This is a genomic window from Bradyrhizobium sp. AUGA SZCCT0105 (assembly GCF_018129565.1).
Lineage (GTDB): Bacteria > Pseudomonadota > Alphaproteobacteria > Rhizobiales > Xanthobacteraceae > Bradyrhizobium.
In genome coordinates this window covers 1,857,644-1,874,262 of record NZ_JAFCMK010000001.1, presented here as the reverse complement: position 1 = coordinate 1,874,262, position 16,619 = coordinate 1,857,644, and the positions used below count along the sequence as shown (strand labels likewise).

Genomic DNA, 16,619 nt, shown 5'->3' with positions numbered 1-16,619 from the left:
TCGCCCATCGGCCGCTGCCCGACGTGGGTCAAGCTTGTGCGGCGCGTTCCGGATCACCCGGTGCGGCGACACTCGCCACAGCATCCGGCTCTGACGGTTGCACCTTTCGCCACTGCGCCGGCGTCACGCCCATATGGCTCTTGAAGGCGCGCTGAAAGGCGGCCTCGGACTGGTAGCCGACCATCTCCGCAACGGCGCCGGTCGAACGCGACGATCTCTTTAACTCGTTCGCCGCAAGCGTCATCCTGATATCGGTAAGCAGATCGCTGGCCGATCGCCCAAGCTTCTCCTGGAACTGCCGTGCAAGCGTGGCGCGCGACATGTTGCAGAGACGCGCCAGCTCCGGCAGCGACCATGCGCGCGCAGGCTGGTTGAACATGGCCGCCACCGCCGGCGCAAGGCGGGGATCGCCGACCAGTGCAAGCAGACCGTGTGACCTGTCATCGGTCTCACTCGCAAGCCGCAGCACAAGCGCAAACATCGCCGTGGACAACGCGTCCAGCATGGCGCGGCCGCCGAGATGATCGTCGGCCGTTTCGCTGCGCATCAGGGACACGAGCCCGGCGAGCTGTGCGGCCGTTCCCTTTCCCGTGCGCGGGCCGGCATGCACGACAAGACGCGGCGGAAGATAGGTGCGCAGCAGACGGTCGTGCGGGGGTGCAATCGCGAAGTGTCCGCACAGCAAATCAAGCCGTTCGTCCGAACCCAGGTTTTCGCTGATCGTGAAATTCTGTGCCGCCCGGTTGCGCGCCGGCAGCGGTGCCGCCCCGCTGCCGTCATGCATCACGTGTCGCGGGTTGCCTGGCAGCAGGAGAATGTCGCCGGTCTTCAGCAGCAACGGCCGACCGCCTGCGGGATCGTCCAGGATCGCCGAGCCGGCAAGCACCGCATGATAGGGGATCTCGTTGGACGCGCCCGGCCCCTGGTCGATGCGCCAGGGCACGCTGTAGCTGCAACGCAGATCGAGCCGCCCACGCACCGGCATCATCGCGAACAGCCGGCTGAGCCAATCCATGGCAGTCCCCCAAAGCGACCGGATTGAGACGATTGAGCATATATGCGCGCCTAATCGACATTCAATGTCTCACATCTCGATCCTATTGTCACTCCGCAATCGTTCACCAACCCCAACAAGGAGTGCCACCATGTCCCGTCTCTCAGTCCCCAATCTCGAAACCGATACCGGCCCGTCAGGCCAGATCTACGCCCAGATCAAGAAGGCGGCCGGCAGCGTCCCGAACGCCTACGCGGCGATCGCCGCCCACGGCCCGGCCGCGCTCAAGTCGATGCTCGCCGCCGATGCGGTGCTCGCCGGCGGAAGCCTTTCCAAGCGCGATCGGGAGATCATCAAGCTCGTCATCAGCGCAGCCGGCGGCTGCGACTACTGTGTCGCCGCGCATTCCCATCTCGCCAGGCTCGCCGGCGTGAACGCGGACGTCCTCAAGCAGATCCGCGACGGCGCGCCGACCGGTGACGCCAAGCGCGATGCGCTGGTGCATTTCGTCCGTAAGCTCGCGCAGTCGAGCGGCACCGTCAGCGACGCGGATTTCGCCGCGATCAAGGCCGCCGGCTACAGCGACGCGCAGCTGGTCGAGATCAGCCTGGCGTTCGCGACCATCGTCTTCACCAACGTCTTCAACCGCATCAACGACACCGACATCGACTTCCCCGCGGTCGCCTAGTGCGACCGCGCCACACAAAGGGATCACGACCATGACCACGCTTACCAACACCACACAGAATCCGCTTGTCCGCGCACTCTACAGGTCGGGCCTGCTTGCGGATGATCTCGACTACCACGTCGTCCGCGCCGCGATGGTGATCATGTTCCTGTTCTTCGGTTACCAGAAGTGGTTTCCGTACGAATTCGAACGGCTGGTCCCGTTCATCAGCAACGGGCCGCTGATCTGGTGGCTGTATCCAGTCTTCGGCCATGCCGGCGCCAGCTACTTCCTCGGCGCCTCGGAGTGGACGTTCGGTTCGCTGCTGCTGGCGGGCTTCTGGGACAAGCGCCTCGGCGTGCTCGGCGCCCTCGGCTCGACCGGCACCTTCATCGCGACCGTCACCATCATCCCGTTCATGCCTGATGGTTGGGACGTTGCCGCAGGAGGCTTCCCTGCAATGACCGGCAACGTGCCCTTCCTGATGAAGGACGTCGTTCTGCTCGCCGTGTCGCTCTACCTGCTGAGGCAGGACGTGGTTCGCCTGACGCGGCGATAGGTGACGTCCGCCGATGGCGATGGATCGCCGGCGAACCCTGCGTTTCGCCGGCGATCGCGCGTTGATCGGGGACCGGGAGACCGCGGGCGTCGCGACATCGCAGCCATTGTTGCGGTGCGGGCGAAGTCGGATCGTGCTTCGACGCCACGCCATAAGCTGTTGCTGAGTTTGCGGAATGCGTCGCAGTTGCCGGTCCGTTCCTGTGCGGGATCGGACTGGCGACCCCGGATGTTCGATCTCGATCGCATCGGCGTTGCCATGCAGGAATGATCGGTCGCTCTCCCGGCCATGACCATAGTTCTGCCGTGCGGTCTAGGTTACAAAATACCGCCGGTGTTGTTCTGGGGTGAGTTGATGAAGAAGGACGACGTCACGTGTCCGCGCTGCGGGGCTGGATTCCGGCGCCTTGAGCTGGCATCCGGATCGGGAAGCAAGGGCGAGTATCGCTGCCCCGTCTGCGACACAACCCTCGAGCAGTTCGATGGCGACACGCTCGTGGCCTACCGCCTGACGATCCAACCCTCGATTCGCGGGTTGAAGACCGGATAACCGCCCCGCTGCGTGGACGGCCGACGCAATCCCTCGATCACGATCGCCGCTTGAGGACGTAGCTGTCCATGATCCAGCCGTGCCGCTCCCGCGCATCGCGGCGCGCGGCGACGATGCGAGGGCCCGCCTCGGCCAACTCCCCCACCATGAGGATCTGATCGGGCATGCCGAGATAGGCGCCCCACCAGATCTTTAAGCCCTCCGGATCCAGCGTCTCGAATGCGGCGCCGCCGTCGAGCATCACGACGATGGTGTCGACGCCGGAGGGCCAACCGGCCTCGCGGAGCCGCCGGCCAGTCGTGACCAGGAACGGCTCGCCGATCTCGTTGAGCGGCAGCGCATGCGCCGCGCACAGCGCCTGGATCGACGTGATGCCCGGGATCACCTCGATCGATGGCAACGGATCGAGCCGTTGCGCGATCCGCAGGCTCGAATCGTAGAGCGAGGGATCGCCCCAGATCAGCAGGGCGACGCGGCCCTCGCCGCCGAGATGGCGCGCGATTTCCTGTGACCAGGTCGCAGCGACCGCATCGTGCCAATCGTCGACGCCCTTGCGATAGTCCGCCTCGCCGGCGTCACGCATCGGCAGGTCGAATTCGGCAATGCGCGTGCGGTCGTTGTTCAACGCCTCCGCGCAGATCGTTCGGCGCAAGTCGGCGAGGTCCGACTTCGCGGTCCCCTTGCGTGGGATCAGGACCATGTCGGCGGCATTGATGGCGGCGATCGCAGCAAGCGTGAGCTGCTGCGGATCGCCACATCCGATACCGATCAGCGAAAGCATCAACATGGCCGTATCAACCTTGCTCCGGCGCCAGCGAACCGAACAGAATGACGGCAGCCGCCGTGGCAGCGCCTGCATGCGTGAGCCGTTCGGCGAGCTCTGCGATCGTGGTGCGGACAAGCCGCTCGTCGGCGTGGCCGAGCGACTCCGCCAACAGCGCAGGCGTCTCGGGAGCGAGGCCATGTGCGATCAGCCTTGCGGCCAAGGCCGGAAAGGTGCGCCGGCCCATATAGACGACAGTGGTCGCTTCCGGATCGGCCAGCGCCGCCCAATTCAAATCCGCGGGCAACTCGCCTGTCACATCGGCGCCGGTCACGAACTGGACCCGGCGCGAGGTCAGCCGCCGCGTCAGCGGAATGCCGGCCTGCGCCGCGGCGACCGAGGCCGAGGTCACGCCGGGAATGATCTCGTAGCCGATGCCGGCCGCGCGCAACGCCTCGATCTCCTCCTCGAGCCGTCCAAAGATGCCGGCGTCACCGGATTTCAGGCGCACCACGCGCACGCCCGCCGCCGCGTAGTCGACCAGCAGCCGGCTGACATGATGCTGCTTCGCCGAGAGACGGCCGGCGCGTTTGCCGACCGCGACAAGATTGGCGCCGGAGCGCGCGAGATCGAGGATCGCGCCCGAGGCGAGGTCATCATAGAGCACCACGTCGGCCTCGCGCAGCCGCGCGGCTCCCTTCATGGTCAGGAGTTCGGGATCGCCGGGGCCGGCCGACACGAAGGAAACGAATCCGCTCACCGGTCCTCCGCAATCAGATGGAAGAATGTACCCGTTGCATTGTCCCGCCGCGATCCGGTTTCGGCCACGATCGCGCCGGTCGCATCGCGCACCACCGCGAGCGGCGCGTCCGGCTGCGCGATGATCGTCGAGTAATGAAACTCGTGGCCGCGCAGGCGTGCGCCGGGACCGTGCCCGGGCATCGCCGCGGCGAGCTCGGCGAGCCGGTAGCCGAGATGCATGCGCCGCTTGGCATAGCTGGTCTCAAGACCGAGCAATCCCGCCATCTCATGGTGCACGCCTTCTGCATCGGTCAACGCGGTGCCCAACACCATGTAACCCCCGCACTCGCCATGCACCGGCTTCGCCTCGGCAAAGGCGCGCAATTGCCCAAGAAATCGCGTGTTGGAAGCAAGCCGCGCGGCATGCAGCTCGGGATAGCCGCCGGGCAGCCAGCACACATCGGCGTCCACGTCGGGGCCTTCGTCGGCGAGCGGCGAGAACGATACGATCTCGGCGCCGGCCGCGCGCCAGGCTTCCAGCGTATGCGGGTACACGAAGGAGAATGCGGCGTCGCGCGCGAGCGCAATGCGTTGGCCGGGCGGTGTGATGTCGAGGCGGCGCGCGGCCGATTGCGGCGACCAGGGGCGCGCCGATTGCAGCACGGCGTCGAGATCGACATGCTCGACGACGAAGCGCGCGGCCTCGTCGATCAAGCCATCGATCTGAACCTGCTCTTCGGCCTGCACCAAACCGAGATGACGCTTGGGCAAGGCGATCTCGGCGTGACGGGGCAGCGCACCCAATACCGGAATGCCCGCGCCGGCCATGGCACTGCGCACCAGCGCTTCGTGCCGCGCACTGGCGACACGGTTAAGAACGACACCCGCGAGCCGCACGCCGGCGCGAAAATCGCGCAATCCCGCCGCCACTGCCGCCGCGGTCTGTGCCTGGCCGGAGGGGTCGATCACCAGCAGCACCGGCCATCCCATCATCTCGGCAATATCGGCGGTGGCGCCGGTACCCGAGACGCCGCGCGTTGCGACGCCGTCAAACAATCCCATCGAGCCTTCGGCCAGCACGAGATCGGCGTCCGCACCACGGCCCGCCAGATGCGCGATCGCGTCTGATGCCATCGCCCAGCTGTCGATGTTGACGGATGCGCGTCCGGTTGCGACCGCGTGAAAGGCCGGATCGATATAGTCCGGCCCGCTCTTGAGGCATTGCACCGTCAGCCCGCGATTGCGATAGGCGCGGGCCAGCGCCAGGGTCAGCGTCGTCTTGCCGACACCAGATGCCGGTGCAGAGATCACGAGCCCCGCGGTCATCGCGATGATCCCGGAAAGCGCGGCTCCGCTCCGACCGGGCGATAGCGGCGGTCATAATCGGCCGCATAGAGCCGGCTCTCGGCGAATTCGCCGGCGCCGAGCGTCTTGCCGACCAGGATAAGCGCGGTGCGTTCGAGCTCGGGGCCGACCGCGGCATCGAGGCTCGCAAGCGTGGCGCGCACGATGCGCTGCTCCGGCCAGCTCGCGCGCCAGACGATTGCCACAGGACAATCCGCGCCATAGTGCGGCGTGAGCTCGGCGACGACCTTGTCCAGCAGATGGATCGAGAGATGGATCGCGAGCACCGCGCCGGTCGCGGCAAAGGCCGCCAGCGTCTCGCCATCAGGCATCGCGCTGGCCCTACCCGGCGTGCGCGTCAGCACCACCGACTGCGCAAGGCCGGGCAGCGTCAGTTCGGCCTCCAGTGCCGCAGCGGCCGCCGAGAACGCCGGCACGCCTGGCGTGACCGAATAGGGAATTTGCAACGCGCGCAACCGGCGCAGCTGCTCGCCCATCGCCGACCAGATCGAGAGATCACCCGAATGCAGCCGCGCCACGTCCTTGCCCTCGGCATGCGCCGCAGCGATCTCGGCGATGATCTCGTCGAGCGAGAGCGGCGCCGTGTTGACGATGCGCGCATCCTTCGGGCAATGCGCCAACACGCCCTCGGGGACCAACGATCCGGCGTAGAGACAGACCGGGCAAGCGGCGATGAGATCGCGGCCGCGCAAGGTCAGAAGGTCGGCAGCGCCCGGCCCCGCGCCGATGAAATGCACCGTCATTCGCCGTCTCCTTCCGCGATCGCTGCAGTGGCCATCCGATCCTGCGACACGGCCCTCGCCGAAATCAGGCGCGCACCGCTCCCGGCGGCCGCGACCGCGGCGGCTTCGGCGACCGAACCCGTTCCGAACCTGGCGTTGATGAGTTCGGATTGTGTCGCGGTTTCTATCTCAGCCAGCATGGCCGCAGGAATGCCCCGGATCGGCAATCCCAGTTCCTGTGCCAACGCCTGCAATGCCACAGCACCGACCTTGTCGCTCACCGTCGCAACCGCCGCAAGGCCGTTGGGCCCGCCGGCCGCATCGAGGGCTTCGCGCAAGGACGCGACACTGGCATTGTTCCTGAACCCCAGACCCGCGACTTTCATCGGACCGCGCTCCATTGCACGATCGGCCGCGCGGCTTTCCAGGAGCGATACCGCCCCAACGGCTCGGCCTGCGCAATCTCCACTCGCATCAATTCGCCGCCGTGGCGCTGATGCAGATCGGACAGCAGCGCCTCGGTTTCCAGGGTCACTGCGTGGGCGACCAGCCGCGTTCCCGGCGCGATGTGCGACCAGATGGCATCGAACATATCAGCATCGAGGCCGCCACCGATGAACACGGCATCAGGCGCTTCGAGGTTCGACAGGACGCCGGGCGCATCGCCTTCGATGACGGTGATCCGGTGGGTTAAGCCGAAGCTTGCCGCATTGCTGCGAATGTTGGCGGCCCGTTCGCCGCGGGCCTCGACGGCGATCGCCGTCCCGCCGGACAGCGCCCATTCGATCGAGATCGAGCCCGAGCCGGCGCCGATATCCCACAGCCGCTCACCAGGCCGCGGCGAAAGCGCCGACAGCGCCAGCGCGCGGACCGGCCGCTTGGTCAGTTGCCCGTCATGCGCAAAGAGTGCGTCGGGAAGTCCCGAACTGCGCGCGATCCCCTGCGATCCCGCTGCCTCCAGCGCAACGGTGACCAGACTGTCGCCGGAATCGCCGGCATAGCCGTCGGCCCGATGCTGCGTGATGGATTCACCCGGTCCGCCAAGCGCTGAAAGCGTCCACATCGCCGACGAACCCCAGCCCCGCTCCGTGAGCCATCGCGCGAGATCGGAAGCCGCTTTGCCATCGCGTACCAGGCAAACGATCCGCGCACCACGCGCCAGATGCGGCAACAGCCGTTCGAACGGTGCGGCATGAAGACCGAGACAGATGACATTCTCGAGACGCCAGCCCAAACGTGCCGCCGCCAGCGAGAACGTCGACGGAGCGGAATGCGCGACCCATTCGCCGGGCTGCAATTTCCCGACAAGGCTGCCACCGACGCCGTGCCAGAACGGATCGCCCGAGGCGAGCACAACAGTCGGTCGCCCCCGGCATTCGAGCACGATCTCCGCATCGAATGGCACCGGCCAGACGTGGCCGCGGTCGGTGATCCCGGCCAGCGCGAGGTGCCGTTCACCGCCGAAAATAGTTTCGGCTTCACGCAGCACCTTTCGGCTTGCGTCGGAGAGCCCAGCAAGGCCATCCTCGCCGATGCCGATGATGGTCAGCCAGGGACTACCCATGATGCGCGCCCTGATCCTGGGCGGAACGGCCGACGCCAATTCGCTCGCCGTTGCGATCGCCCGCGCAGGGATCGACGCAGTCTATTCCTATGGCGGGCGCACCGCCGCTCCTGCCGAACAACCTCTGCCGACCCGGATCGGCGGCTTCGGTGGCGTCAGCGGTCTTGCCGACTATCTGCGTCGCGAAGGCATCACGCATGTGATCGACGCGACGCATCCCTTCGCGGCCGAGATGAGCCGCAACGCGGTCGCCGCCTGCGCGCAAACCGCAACGCCGCTGCTCGCGCTCGAACGCGCGCCCTGGGACAAAACTTCCGGCGATCGCTGGATCGAGGTCGCGGACGTCGTATCGGCGGTCGCGGCGTTGCCGGACAGCCGCGCCAACGTGTTCCTCGCGATCGGCCGCCAGCATATCGCGCCCTTCAGCGCCCGGCCGCAGCATGCCTACACGTTGCGTTTCGTCGACCCACCCGACGAGCGGCTGCCCTTGCCCGGTGCCGACGTCATCGTATCGCGCGGCCCGTTCACGCTCGACGACGAGCTCGCGATGATGCGGGCGCGCTCTATCGCGTGGATCGTCGCCCGCAATTCCGGCGGAGGTGGCGCGCGCGCCAAGATCGTCGCCGCCCGCGCGCTTGGCCTTCCCATCATCATGATCACACGGCCGCAGCTGCCCGAGCGGCCGCGGGTCGAAAGCGTGAGCGAGGTGATGGCATGGCTCGTTCATCGGACCTGCCTCGGCGCATAGACCCAGCGGCCGACCCGCCGCGTCGTCGAATTGCAGATGATCACAAGCGTCCGCATATCGGCCATCTCGGGCTTCGCGTCGCGCAGTTCGACGGTCTCGATCCGCTGCTCGGGCGTGCTGACGGCGCGCGCGAAAATCACGATGCGTTCGCCGCAGCCCGTCTCTTTCAAAATCTCGAGCGTCCGCGCAAAGCCATGAGGGCGGCTAGCCGAGCGCGGATTGTACATCGCGATCGCGAAATCGGCTTCGGCCGCGAGCCGCAGGCGCTGCTCGATCAGCGGCCATGGCTTGAGATTGTCGGACAGGTTGATCGCGCAAAAATCATGTCCGAGCGGCGCGCCGGCACTCGCCGCCGCCGCCAGCATCGCGGTCACACCGGGCAGAACGCGAATCGGCAGGTCGTGCCATTGCGGCGCGTCCTCCAGCGCTTCGAACACGGCGGATGCCATCGCGAACACGCCGGGGTCGCCTGAAGACACCACGACGACGTGGCGTCCCTCGGATGCAAGCCGCAACGCTTCGCCGGCGCGCTGCAGCTCCACGCGATTGTCCGAGGGATGCAGCGTCAACCCATCGCGCGGCTGCACGCGGGTCACGTACGGCGCATAGCCGACGATGTCGGTCGCCACTGCGAGCGCAGCGGAGACCTCCGGCGTGATCAGCGCCTCGTCGCCCGGCCCCAGTCCCGCGATGGTCAGCGTGCCGGTCATTGCCCCGCCTCCCTGCGCCGGCCCTGCCCGTGCACCAGCACGATCGCAAAATACGGACAGTCGGCCTCAGCGAGATCGGCGAGCCGGGCGACGCGCTGATCCGGCATGGTGCCGCGTTCGACGAGCCATGCATCGTCGAGGCGGCCTGCGGACGCGAGCGCGCGGCGGATCTTCGTCAGATTGCGGCCGGTCTTCATGACGACAAGGGCGTCGGAGCTGCGCATCCGCTGCGCGAGCTCAGCCTCCGGCAGCGTGCCCATCAGCACGGTGGTCACATCGTCGGCAAGCGCGATCGGCTGGCCGACCGCGTTCCAGCAACCGACCATGCCGGGAATGCCGGCGATCACCTCGATCTCGACCCGCCCCTGCAGGCGCGCATGCAGGTGCATGAAAGAGCCGTAGAAATAAGGGTCGCCTTCGCACAGCACGACGATGTCGACCGCGCGTGCGAGTCGCACCAGGCGCTCGGTCCATTCGTCGTAGAAGCCCGCAAGCAGCCGCGCATAGTCCGGACTGTCGAAAGCGATCTCCGTGGTGACCGGATATTCCATCGGATATTCGCTGACGCCGGCAGCGAGCAAACCCTCCACAATGCGCCGCGCCTGCCCGAGTTGCCCCTTCTTGCGAAAATAGGCGACATGCTTCGCCGCTCGCACCATGCGGTCGGCACGCACGCTCATCAAATCCGGATCGCCAGGGCCGAGCCCGCAACAAATGATGCGTCCCATCGCTATTCGCTCCGGCTCGCCAGCGCATTGACGGCGGCGACCGTGATCGCCGAGCCACCGAGACGCCCCTCGACCGTCAGCGCCGGCACCGGCGGCTTGGCCATCAATGCCGCCTTCGACTCGGCCGCACCGACGAAGCCGACCGGACAGCCGATGATCGCCGCCGGCCGCGGACACTCGGCATCCTCCAGCATGTTGAGCAGATGGAACAGCGCCGTCGGCGCGTTGCCGATCGCGACGATCGCACCGGCCAGATGCGGCCGCCACAGCTCGAGCGCCGCCGCCGAGCGCGTATTGCGCATCGACTGTGCGAGTTCGGGAACCTTGGGACCGCCGAGCGTGCAGATCACGGCGTTGCCGGCCGGCAGCCGTGCGCGCGTGATACCCTCCGACACCATCCGCGCATCGCAGAGAATCGGCGCGCCCTCCTGCAGGGCTATCCGTGCGCGCGCAGCCATGCCGGGCGTGAAGCGGACATGCGCTTCCAGGCCTACCATCCCCGCGGCATGGATCATGCGCACGACCACCGGCTCCTCGTCGGGCGTGAAACGGGCAAGGTCGGCCTCCGACCGGATCGTCGCAAATGACTGCCGATAGATCGCCGCGCCATCGGTCTCATAGATGTGCGGCATCAATGGCCTCCCATCAGCGCGGAGGGATTTGCGACGAGGTCCGAACGGGTCAGACCTCGCATGACCGGCGCATCCCGCGTGGTGCCGTCGCGGATGAGCTCAAAGCCCTCGCGTGACGCAACCAGGGTGACGTCAGCCGAACCGGAATGGGCACAGCCCTTGGCGCAGCCGGACACGTGAAGCCGGGCATCCGCCGGGACAAACGATGCCAGCGCCGATGCCAATGCACGCGTGTCGGCATGCGCCTCACGACAGCGCGGCGCGCCGCTGCAAGCGATCACGCGGAGCGCCGGATCATTGGGATCAGTGACGAGATCCGCGCCACGGGGCATCCCATGCATCCCCTCCGCCAGCACCATCCGCCACGGCGTCATGCGAAGAGCCTGTGCGGATCCGGCGAGATGGCTGAGCATCTGGTGCGGCAATTGCCCGAAGGCCAAGCCGACCATCGCGCCAGTCGAATAGAGGCCGGGCACAGCGGCTGCCGATCGAGTCACTGGCTCGGCGTCGCCGCGAAGCAATTCGGGAAGGCTCGCGCCGCCGGCCAGATGAGACGCCATCCGTCGTTTCTCAGCTTTGGCTCCGCCGGAGGTGACAAACCATTCGGCCATCGCGAGCGCGATATCCACCGCCTCTCTGCGCGAGACAGAGCGACCGTACCGTGCGCCATCGGCACGCACCAGCGGTCCGCCATTGCGATCGCGCTCGATCCTGATATCCGCCGACGCGCCGCCCAGCACCCGCTCGCTGCCATCATCGATCGCGAAACCGAACTTGGTCGGAAGATCGAGCTGCGCGCTGGCGAGCGCCCGCTCAAGCTCGGCCGCGAGCGAAGGCGTGTCGTCATCGGCAGCCCAGAACGGCGTCACCAGAACGTTGCGCTGCGCCTCGGTATCTGAATCCGCGTCCAGCAACCCGAGCTCGGCGAGTCCGTCGATCAACGCCGGATAACCCTCATCGCCGACGCCGCGGATCTGGAGATTGGCGCGGCTGGTCAGATCGATCAGGCCGTTGCCGTATCGCGCAGCGAGCTCAGCAATTCCCGTCGCCTGCGACGCGTCCAGCCGCCCGCCGCGCGGGCGGATGCGCACCACGAGGCCATCGCCTGATAGCATCGGCCGCAGCGCGCCGGGACACCAACCCTTGATCGCGACGGCGCTCATGAGGCCTCCTGCAGCGCCGCCGCGATCGAATTGCGCCGCGTCTGCCAGAGCGACGCGTCGTGCAGCCGGGTGAAGCAGGTTTCGATCGCAGAAAGCGCAGCCGGATTCTCGCGCGCCATGAAGGCGCGGACGTCGTCATTGCCGAGCGTCGCCTCGTAATAGAGATCGAACAGATGCGGCGGCACTACGCCGGCGAGGTGCGCGAACGCCGCCATGTGCTCCAGCGTCGCCGCAATTTCGGCAGCACCACGGAAGCCATGGCGCATCATGCCCGCGATCCACGCGGGATTGGCGGCGCGCGCCCGCACCACAAGCGAGATTTCCTCGGTCAACGACCGCGCATGCGGCTGATCCGGCCGGGTCGCATCAAGGTGATAGAGCGACGGGGCTTTTGTACCAAGCCGCCGCGCCGCTGCGGCGATGCCTGCCTCATGCGCGGCATAGTCCGCCGCCAGCAGCAAATCGGTCTCCGGCAAGTCCTGGGTGTGGACGAAGCTGTCGGCAGAGGCGAGCCGTGCCTCGATGCCGGCGCGGTCGAGCCGTATCTCGCCATCGGATGCGATGGCCCAGGACGATGCCGACAGCCAGGCTTCGCCGGCCGCGTCGCGCGCCTCCTCCGTGAAGACGTCCGGGACAGACGCGATGCCGGCGCCATAGTGTCCGGGACGAGGCCCGAACACGCGCGAGACGCGCTGCCGGTAAGGATTCTCGTCGCTCTCCTCGCTGCGTTCGGACAACGCCTCGGTCGCAGCTTCGAACAACTGCGCAAGCCCCGAGAAGACGTCGCGGAACAGCCCCGACACGCGCAGCGTCACGTCGATCCGCGGACGGCCAAGCTCTGCCGGTGCGATGATGACGTAGCCCGACACCCGGCACGATCCATGATCCCAGCGCGGCGCGATGCCGGCGAGATGCAGCGCCATCGCAAAGTCCTCGCCGGCGGTGCGCATCGTCGACGATCCCCAGAGATCGACGACCAGCCCTTTCGGCCAGTCGCCGTGATCCTGCAAGTGACGGCGCAGCAGCTCTTCGGCGAGCTTCACGCCCTGCGCATGCGCCGACGGCGTCGGCACCGCGCGCGGATCGACTGCAAACAGATTGCGTCCGGTCGGCAGCACGTCGCTTCGCCCGCGATAGGGTGAGCCCGACGGTCCCGGCGCAACACGCCGGCCCGCGAGCGCATCGCGCAACGCTGCCCTCTCCGCCTCGCCGCAGGCACCCTGCCCGAACACATGCAGGCCGTCGCCGAACTGGCTTTCCTTGAGATCGCAGACGAAACGATCGATCTGCGGAATGGCTTCGGCCGCCGAGACCGACGCCGCGAGACCGAGATCGTCCTCCAGCCCGGCGGTGCGCGCTTCTTCGCGGATCGCAGCGATCAGGCGCTGCCGCCGCGCCGGATCGAGGCCGTCCGCAGTCGAATATTCATCGAGCAACCGCTCGAGCCTGCGCAAGCCCTCCGGCACCGCCGCCTGCGCCAGCGGTGGCGGCAGATGGCCGATCGTCATGGCACCGATCCGGCGCTTGGCCTGCGCCGCCTCGCCGGGGTCATTGACGATGAAGGGATAGACAACGGGCAGATCGCCGATCAGCGCTTCCGGCCAGCATGCGGATGACAGCGCAACCGACTTGCCGGGCAGCCACTCCAGCGTTCCATGCGCGCCCATGTGAACGACGACATCGATGTCCTGCTGCCTGAGCCAGAGATAGAACGCGACATAGGCATGGCGCGGCGTGCGCGAGAGATCGTGATAGTCGGCATCGCGTTGACCGACATCACCACGTTCCGGCTGAACCGCGATGATCGACTTACCGCTCTGGATCGCCGAGAAATGAAATGCGCCGTCACGGCAGTCGGTGTCATCCTCCGGCTCGCCCCATACGCGCGCAAGATCATCCTGGAGCTGCTGCGGAAAGTTCAAGATCGCCGCGCGATATTCGGCCACGTCCCATGTCAGCTTCCGGTGCAGCAGTACGCCCCCCAGCGACTCCACCGGCGCGAGATCAAAGCCCGCAGTCGCAAGATCGGCCAGCAACGTCTCCACCGAGGCAAGCGCATCGAGGCCGACGGCATGCGCAATCTGATGCGGACGACCGGGATAGTTCGAGAGCACGACCGCAAGCTGTTTGTCTCCGGCGCGCTTGCCGGCAAGCCGATGCCAGGCTGCCACACGCGCGGCGACCGCGGCGACGCGCTCGGCATCCGGCCGATGCGCAAGATGCGCGAATTGCAGATCGGGATCGCGCTCACCGGGCGATTTGAAGCTCACAACGCCCGTGAACAGGCGACCGTCGACCTCCGGCAGCACCACATGCATCGCGAGATCGCCGGGCGACAGACCGCGCAGCGACAAGGCCCAATCCTCCCGCCGCGCCGTCGACAGAGCGACCTGGAACACCGGGCACGATGCGGCATCGAACGGCGTTGTGCCGTCGTCACCCGCCGCAGAGAACGCGGTTACATTGACGATGGCGGCCGGCGAGCATTGCGCGAACTGAGCGCGCAGCCAGTCGGCCACGCCCGCCGCCTTCAACGAGGTGACGAACACGCCGTGGGCATCGAATCCCTTTTCGCGCAAGGCCTCGATCAGCGCATCGACCGGCGCCGTGTCGCCCGCCGCCAGATAGGAGCGATAAAAAGTCACCAGCATAAGCGGCCGGCCATCCGATGCCGGCAGTGCCATGACGGCACCGTGCCGCGAATCGTAGACGCCGATCTCGGGAAGATCGATCTCGCCGACGACCGGCCCGGCATAAAGGCCGGACGCCAGCGCCAGTTGCGCGATCACGGCCTGCGCGGCAACGGGGCCGCCCTTGTCGCACAGCACCTTCAGACGGCGCAGCGTCGAGACCGGCAGGGTCGAGAATTCATCCAGCCGCAGATCGTCGCGGCCATCCGCCGGCAGCACCACCAGAGCGATGCCGCGTTCCTTCGCCAAACGATGCACCGCGGCCACCCCGTATGACCAATAGGGTTCGCCGCCGATCAGCCGCACCAGGATGCCGCGCGCCTGCGACAGCGTCCGCTCGATATAGGTATCGACCGACAGCGGGTGGCGCAGCTCCGCAAGATTGGCGAGCCGCAGCGACGGCAACGCGGCGCGACCCCGCCGCCAGCCGGCCGCGAACGCGGCGAGATCGCTGTCGGAAAACGACAACACCACGAGATCGGCCGGATCCTGGCCGAGGTCCCTTGGCGTCGCGGTCTCCTCAAGGCCGCGGCTCTCGTGGAAGACGACGTGCATCAGACACCTAGTCGCGCCCTGATCGCGGCTTCGTCGATGTCGCCGTGTTCGCCGATCACGACGAGCTTTGACTGCCGCGCCCGCGCGCCCCAGGGCATGTCGAACTGATGCCTGACCCGCTCGCCGACCGATTGCACCAGCAACCGCATCGGCTTGCCTTCGACCGCGATGTAGCCCTTGGCGCGCAGCACGTTCTGCTCGCGCGCCAGCCCCTTGATCGACGCGATCAGCGCATCGACATCCGCGATCTCCGGAAGATCGATCACCACGGAATTGAAGTCGTTGTGCTCGTGTTCGTCCTCACCGTCATGGTGGGACGGCCGCGACGCGAGGTCGTCCTCTGCCGCAGCTTCGAGGCCCAGGATCACGCGGGCGTCGATCGCGCCGTCGACGATGGGCAACATCGGCACCTCGCGCGGCATCTCGGCCGAGATCAGCGCCTTGGCCGCTTTGATCCCCTCGGCTCCGGCGAGATCGGCCTTGGTCAGCAATACGATATCGGCGCAGGCGATCTGGTCCTCGAACACTTCGGACAGCGGCGTCTCGTGGTCGAGATTCTCATCTGCCGCGCGCTGCGCATCCACCGCGGCCGGGTCAGGCGCAAAGCGACCCGCGGCAACGGCCTCCGCATCGGCCAGCGCGATCACGCCGTCGACCGTGATCCGCGAGCGGATCTCCGGCCAGTCGAACGCCTTCAGCAACGGCTTCGGCAGCGCGAGGCCGGATGTCTCGATCACGATATGATCGGGTCTCACAGGGCGCGCGAGCAACTGCTCCATCGCCGGGATAAAATCGTCGGCGACAGTGCAGCAGATGCAACCATTGGCGAGCTCGACAATATTCTCGGTCGGGCAATTGGCGTCCGCACACGACTTCAGGATGTCGCCGTCGACGCCCTCGCTGCCGAATTCGTTCACCAGCACCGCGAGCTTCTTGCCGTTGGCATTCCGGATCAGATGCTGGATCAGCGTCGTCTTGCCGGACCCGAGAAAGCCGGTCACGACGGTGACCGGAACCTTGGCGAGCGTCATCATTCTGCGGCCTCCGGCACGATGGCGATGGGTGGGATGCGGGCAAGCGATTGCTTGCGGAAGATTTCGGGACGGCTGCGCCACGGCACGATGCCGTCAGGCGCCGCGGCATAGGCAGAGGCGCCGGCGATCACATCCTTGGCATGATCAGCGGACAGGCGGCCGTACACATAGGACCACCGCCCCGGCGCGCTGAGCGCGACCGAGCAGCCCTGGCTGCAGGCCGACAGGCATTCGACCGGAACCAGATTGACGTCATCGGGCACACCGGCCTCAACAAGCGCGGCATGCAGGCGCGCACCGGGCGCGAGCTCGCCTTCGGCGAGCGTCTGGCCGGCGCGGCACGTGATACAGACATGAAGTGTAACGCTCATCGCCCTTCCTGGATTGACTGCGGGAAGCGATGAGGCACACGAACCTGACGTGAACAGGCTCGTT

At 67.0% G+C, this 16,619-nt stretch carries 18 protein-coding genes; 4 read left to right on the top strand and 14 right to left on the bottom strand.

Annotation, left to right across the window (positions count from 1 at the left end):
- Positions 1–28: 28 nt before the first annotated feature.
- Positions 29–1,015 carry an AraC family transcriptional regulator gene (locus JQ573_RS08475; protein ID WP_212310886.1) on the bottom strand — a complete coding sequence of 329 codons (987 nt, stop codon included), beginning with the start codon at positions 1,013–1,015 and terminating at the stop codon, positions 29–31.
- Between the two features lie 130 nt (positions 1,016–1,145).
- Between JQ573_RS08475 and JQ573_RS08470 the strand changes: the two genes are divergently transcribed.
- From JQ573_RS08470 to JQ573_RS08460, 3 genes are all read left to right on the top strand, one after another.
- Complete coding sequence (locus JQ573_RS08470) at positions 1,146–1,682, top strand: carboxymuconolactone decarboxylase family protein (protein WP_212310887.1); 537 nt, start codon at positions 1,146–1,148, stop codon at positions 1,680–1,682.
- A gap of 31 nt (positions 1,683–1,713) precedes the next feature.
- Positions 1,714–2,220, top strand: a complete 507-nt coding sequence (locus JQ573_RS08465; protein ID WP_212310888.1) for a YkgB family protein — start codon at positions 1,714–1,716, stop codon at positions 2,218–2,220.
- Between the two features lie 354 nt (positions 2,221–2,574).
- Positions 2,575–2,769, top strand: a complete 195-nt coding sequence (locus JQ573_RS08460; protein ID WP_212310889.1) for a hypothetical protein — start codon at positions 2,575–2,577, stop codon at positions 2,767–2,769.
- A 37-nt stretch (positions 2,770–2,806) separates the two neighbouring features.
- Here JQ573_RS08460 and cobF read toward each other — a convergent pair whose 3' ends face one another.
- From cobF to cbiE, 6 genes are read right to left on the bottom strand one after another with little or no spacing between them, the layout of a single operon-like run.
- Complete coding sequence (cobF, locus tag JQ573_RS08455) at positions 2,807–3,556, bottom strand: precorrin-6A synthase (deacetylating) (protein WP_212310890.1); 750 nt, start codon at positions 3,554–3,556, stop codon at positions 2,807–2,809.
- Positions 3,557–3,563: 7 nt separating this feature from the next.
- Positions 3,564–4,292, bottom strand: a complete 729-nt coding sequence (gene cobA / locus JQ573_RS08450) for a uroporphyrinogen-III C-methyltransferase (RefSeq protein ID WP_212310891.1) — start codon at positions 4,290–4,292, stop codon at positions 3,564–3,566.
- A complete protein-coding gene (locus JQ573_RS08445; protein WP_212310892.1) occupies positions 4,289–5,599 on the bottom strand; it encodes a cobyrinate a,c-diamide synthase in 1,311 nt (436 codons plus the stop codon). The genes cobA and JQ573_RS08445 overlap by 4 nt, the downstream gene beginning before the upstream one ends.
- On the bottom strand, positions 5,596–6,381 hold the full coding sequence (cobM, locus tag JQ573_RS08440) for a precorrin-4 C(11)-methyltransferase (protein ID WP_212310893.1): 786 nt from the start codon (positions 6,379–6,381) through the stop codon (positions 5,596–5,598). The genes JQ573_RS08445 and cobM overlap by 4 nt, the downstream gene beginning before the upstream one ends.
- On the bottom strand, positions 6,378–6,746 hold the full coding sequence (locus tag JQ573_RS08435) for a cobalamin biosynthesis protein (protein ID WP_212310894.1): 369 nt from the start codon (positions 6,744–6,746) through the stop codon (positions 6,378–6,380). Before JQ573_RS08435 ends, cobM begins: the two co-directional genes overlap by 4 nt.
- The gene (gene cbiE, locus JQ573_RS08430; protein WP_212310895.1) at positions 6,743–7,924 is read right to left on the bottom strand and encodes a precorrin-6y C5,15-methyltransferase (decarboxylating) subunit CbiE; all 1,182 of its coding nucleotides are present in this window, start codon (positions 7,922–7,924) and stop codon (positions 6,743–6,745) included. The genes JQ573_RS08435 and cbiE overlap by 4 nt, the downstream gene beginning before the upstream one ends.
- Here cbiE and JQ573_RS08425 point away from each other — a divergent pair.
- Positions 7,923–8,672, top strand: coding sequence for a cobalt-precorrin-6A reductase (locus JQ573_RS08425; RefSeq protein WP_212310896.1), 750 nt, complete (start codon positions 7,923–7,925; stop codon positions 8,670–8,672). The genes cbiE and JQ573_RS08425 overlap by 2 nt on opposite strands.
- On the opposite strand, the gene cobJ is transcribed toward JQ573_RS08425, so the two are convergent.
- The 7 genes from cobJ to JQ573_RS08390 are packed head-to-tail and all read right to left on the bottom strand — an operon-like array spanning position 8,648 to position 16,555.
- Positions 8,648–9,382, bottom strand: coding sequence for a precorrin-3B C(17)-methyltransferase (gene cobJ / locus JQ573_RS08420; RefSeq protein ID WP_212310897.1), 735 nt, complete (start codon positions 9,380–9,382; stop codon positions 8,648–8,650). The genes JQ573_RS08425 and cobJ overlap by 25 nt on opposite strands.
- Positions 9,379–10,110, bottom strand: a complete 732-nt coding sequence (locus JQ573_RS08415; protein WP_212310898.1) for a precorrin-2 C(20)-methyltransferase — start codon at positions 10,108–10,110, stop codon at positions 9,379–9,381. Before JQ573_RS08415 ends, cobJ begins: the two co-directional genes overlap by 4 nt.
- 2 nt (positions 10,111–10,112) lie before the next feature.
- Positions 10,113–10,742: a precorrin-8X methylmutase gene (locus tag JQ573_RS08410; RefSeq protein ID WP_212310899.1), complete on the bottom strand. Its 630-nt coding sequence runs from the start codon at positions 10,740–10,742 to the stop codon at positions 10,113–10,115.
- Positions 10,742–11,905 (bottom strand): precorrin-3B synthase, encoded by a 1,164-nt coding sequence (gene cobG / locus JQ573_RS08405; protein ID WP_212310900.1) that lies wholly within the window; start codon positions 11,903–11,905, stop codon positions 10,742–10,744. The genes JQ573_RS08410 and cobG overlap by 1 nt, the downstream gene beginning before the upstream one ends.
- Positions 11,902–15,150: a cobaltochelatase subunit CobN gene (gene cobN, locus JQ573_RS08400; RefSeq protein WP_212310901.1), complete on the bottom strand. Its 3,249-nt coding sequence runs from the start codon at positions 15,148–15,150 to the stop codon at positions 11,902–11,904. Before cobN ends, cobG begins: the two co-directional genes overlap by 4 nt.
- Positions 15,150–16,184 carry a cobalamin biosynthesis protein CobW gene (cobW, locus tag JQ573_RS08395; protein ID WP_212310902.1) on the bottom strand — a complete coding sequence of 345 codons (1,035 nt, stop codon included), beginning with the start codon at positions 16,182–16,184 and terminating at the stop codon, positions 15,150–15,152. Before cobW ends, cobN begins: the two co-directional genes overlap by 1 nt.
- Positions 16,181–16,555 (bottom strand): DUF1636 domain-containing protein, encoded by a 375-nt coding sequence (locus JQ573_RS08390; protein ID WP_212310903.1) that lies wholly within the window; start codon positions 16,553–16,555, stop codon positions 16,181–16,183. The genes cobW and JQ573_RS08390 overlap by 4 nt, the downstream gene beginning before the upstream one ends.
- Between the last annotated feature and the right edge of the window lie 64 nt (positions 16,556–16,619).

What these genes read in the sequence shown, in the direction of transcription:
- JQ573_RS08475 (WP_212310886.1), bottom strand. Translation starts at nt 1,015, where the DNA reads ATGGATTGGCTCAGCCGGCTGTTCGCGATGATGCCGGTGCGTGGGCGG.
- JQ573_RS08470 (WP_212310887.1), top strand. Translation starts at nt 1,146, where the DNA reads ATGTCCCGTCTCTCAGTCCCCAATCTCGAAACCGATACCGGCCCGTCA.
- JQ573_RS08465 (WP_212310888.1), top strand. Translation starts at nt 1,714, where the DNA reads ATGACCACGCTTACCAACACCACACAGAATCCGCTTGTCCGCGCACTC.
- JQ573_RS08460 (WP_212310889.1), top strand. Translation starts at nt 2,575, where the DNA reads ATGAAGAAGGACGACGTCACGTGTCCGCGCTGCGGGGCTGGATTCCGG.
- cobF (WP_212310890.1), bottom strand. Translation starts at nt 3,556, where the DNA reads ATGTTGATGCTTTCGCTGATCGGTATCGGATGTGGCGATCCGCAGCAG.
- JQ573_RS08445 (WP_212310892.1), bottom strand. Translation starts at nt 5,599, where the DNA reads ATGACCGCGGGGCTCGTGATCTCTGCACCGGCATCTGGTGTCGGCAAG.
- cobM (WP_212310893.1), bottom strand. Translation starts at nt 6,381, where the DNA reads ATGACGGTGCATTTCATCGGCGCGGGGCCGGGCGCTGCCGACCTTCTG.
- JQ573_RS08435 (WP_212310894.1), bottom strand. Translation starts at nt 6,746, where the DNA reads ATGAAAGTCGCGGGTCTGGGGTTCAGGAACAATGCCAGTGTCGCGTCC.
- JQ573_RS08425 (WP_212310896.1), top strand. Translation starts at nt 7,923, where the DNA reads ATGATGCGCGCCCTGATCCTGGGCGGAACGGCCGACGCCAATTCGCTC.
- cbiE (WP_212310895.1), bottom strand. Translation starts at nt 7,924, where the DNA reads ATGGGTAGTCCCTGGCTGACCATCATCGGCATCGGCGAGGATGGCCTT.
- cobJ (WP_212310897.1), bottom strand. Translation starts at nt 9,382, where the DNA reads ATGACCGGCACGCTGACCATCGCGGGACTGGGGCCGGGCGACGAGGCG.
- JQ573_RS08415 (WP_212310898.1), bottom strand. Translation starts at nt 10,110, where the DNA reads ATGGGACGCATCATTTGTTGCGGGCTCGGCCCTGGCGATCCGGATTTG.
- JQ573_RS08410 (WP_212310899.1), bottom strand. Translation starts at nt 10,742, where the DNA reads ATGCCGCACATCTATGAGACCGATGGCGCGGCGATCTATCGGCAGTCA.
- cobG (WP_212310900.1), bottom strand. Translation starts at nt 11,905, where the DNA reads ATGAGCGCCGTCGCGATCAAGGGTTGGTGTCCCGGCGCGCTGCGGCCG.
- cobN (WP_212310901.1), bottom strand. Translation starts at nt 15,150, where the DNA reads ATGCACGTCGTCTTCCACGAGAGCCGCGGCCTTGAGGAGACCGCGACG.
- cobW (WP_212310902.1), bottom strand. Translation starts at nt 16,184, where the DNA reads ATGATGACGCTCGCCAAGGTTCCGGTCACCGTCGTGACCGGCTTTCTC.
- JQ573_RS08390 (WP_212310903.1), bottom strand. Translation starts at nt 16,555, where the DNA reads ATGAGCGTTACACTTCATGTCTGTATCACGTGCCGCGCCGGCCAGACG.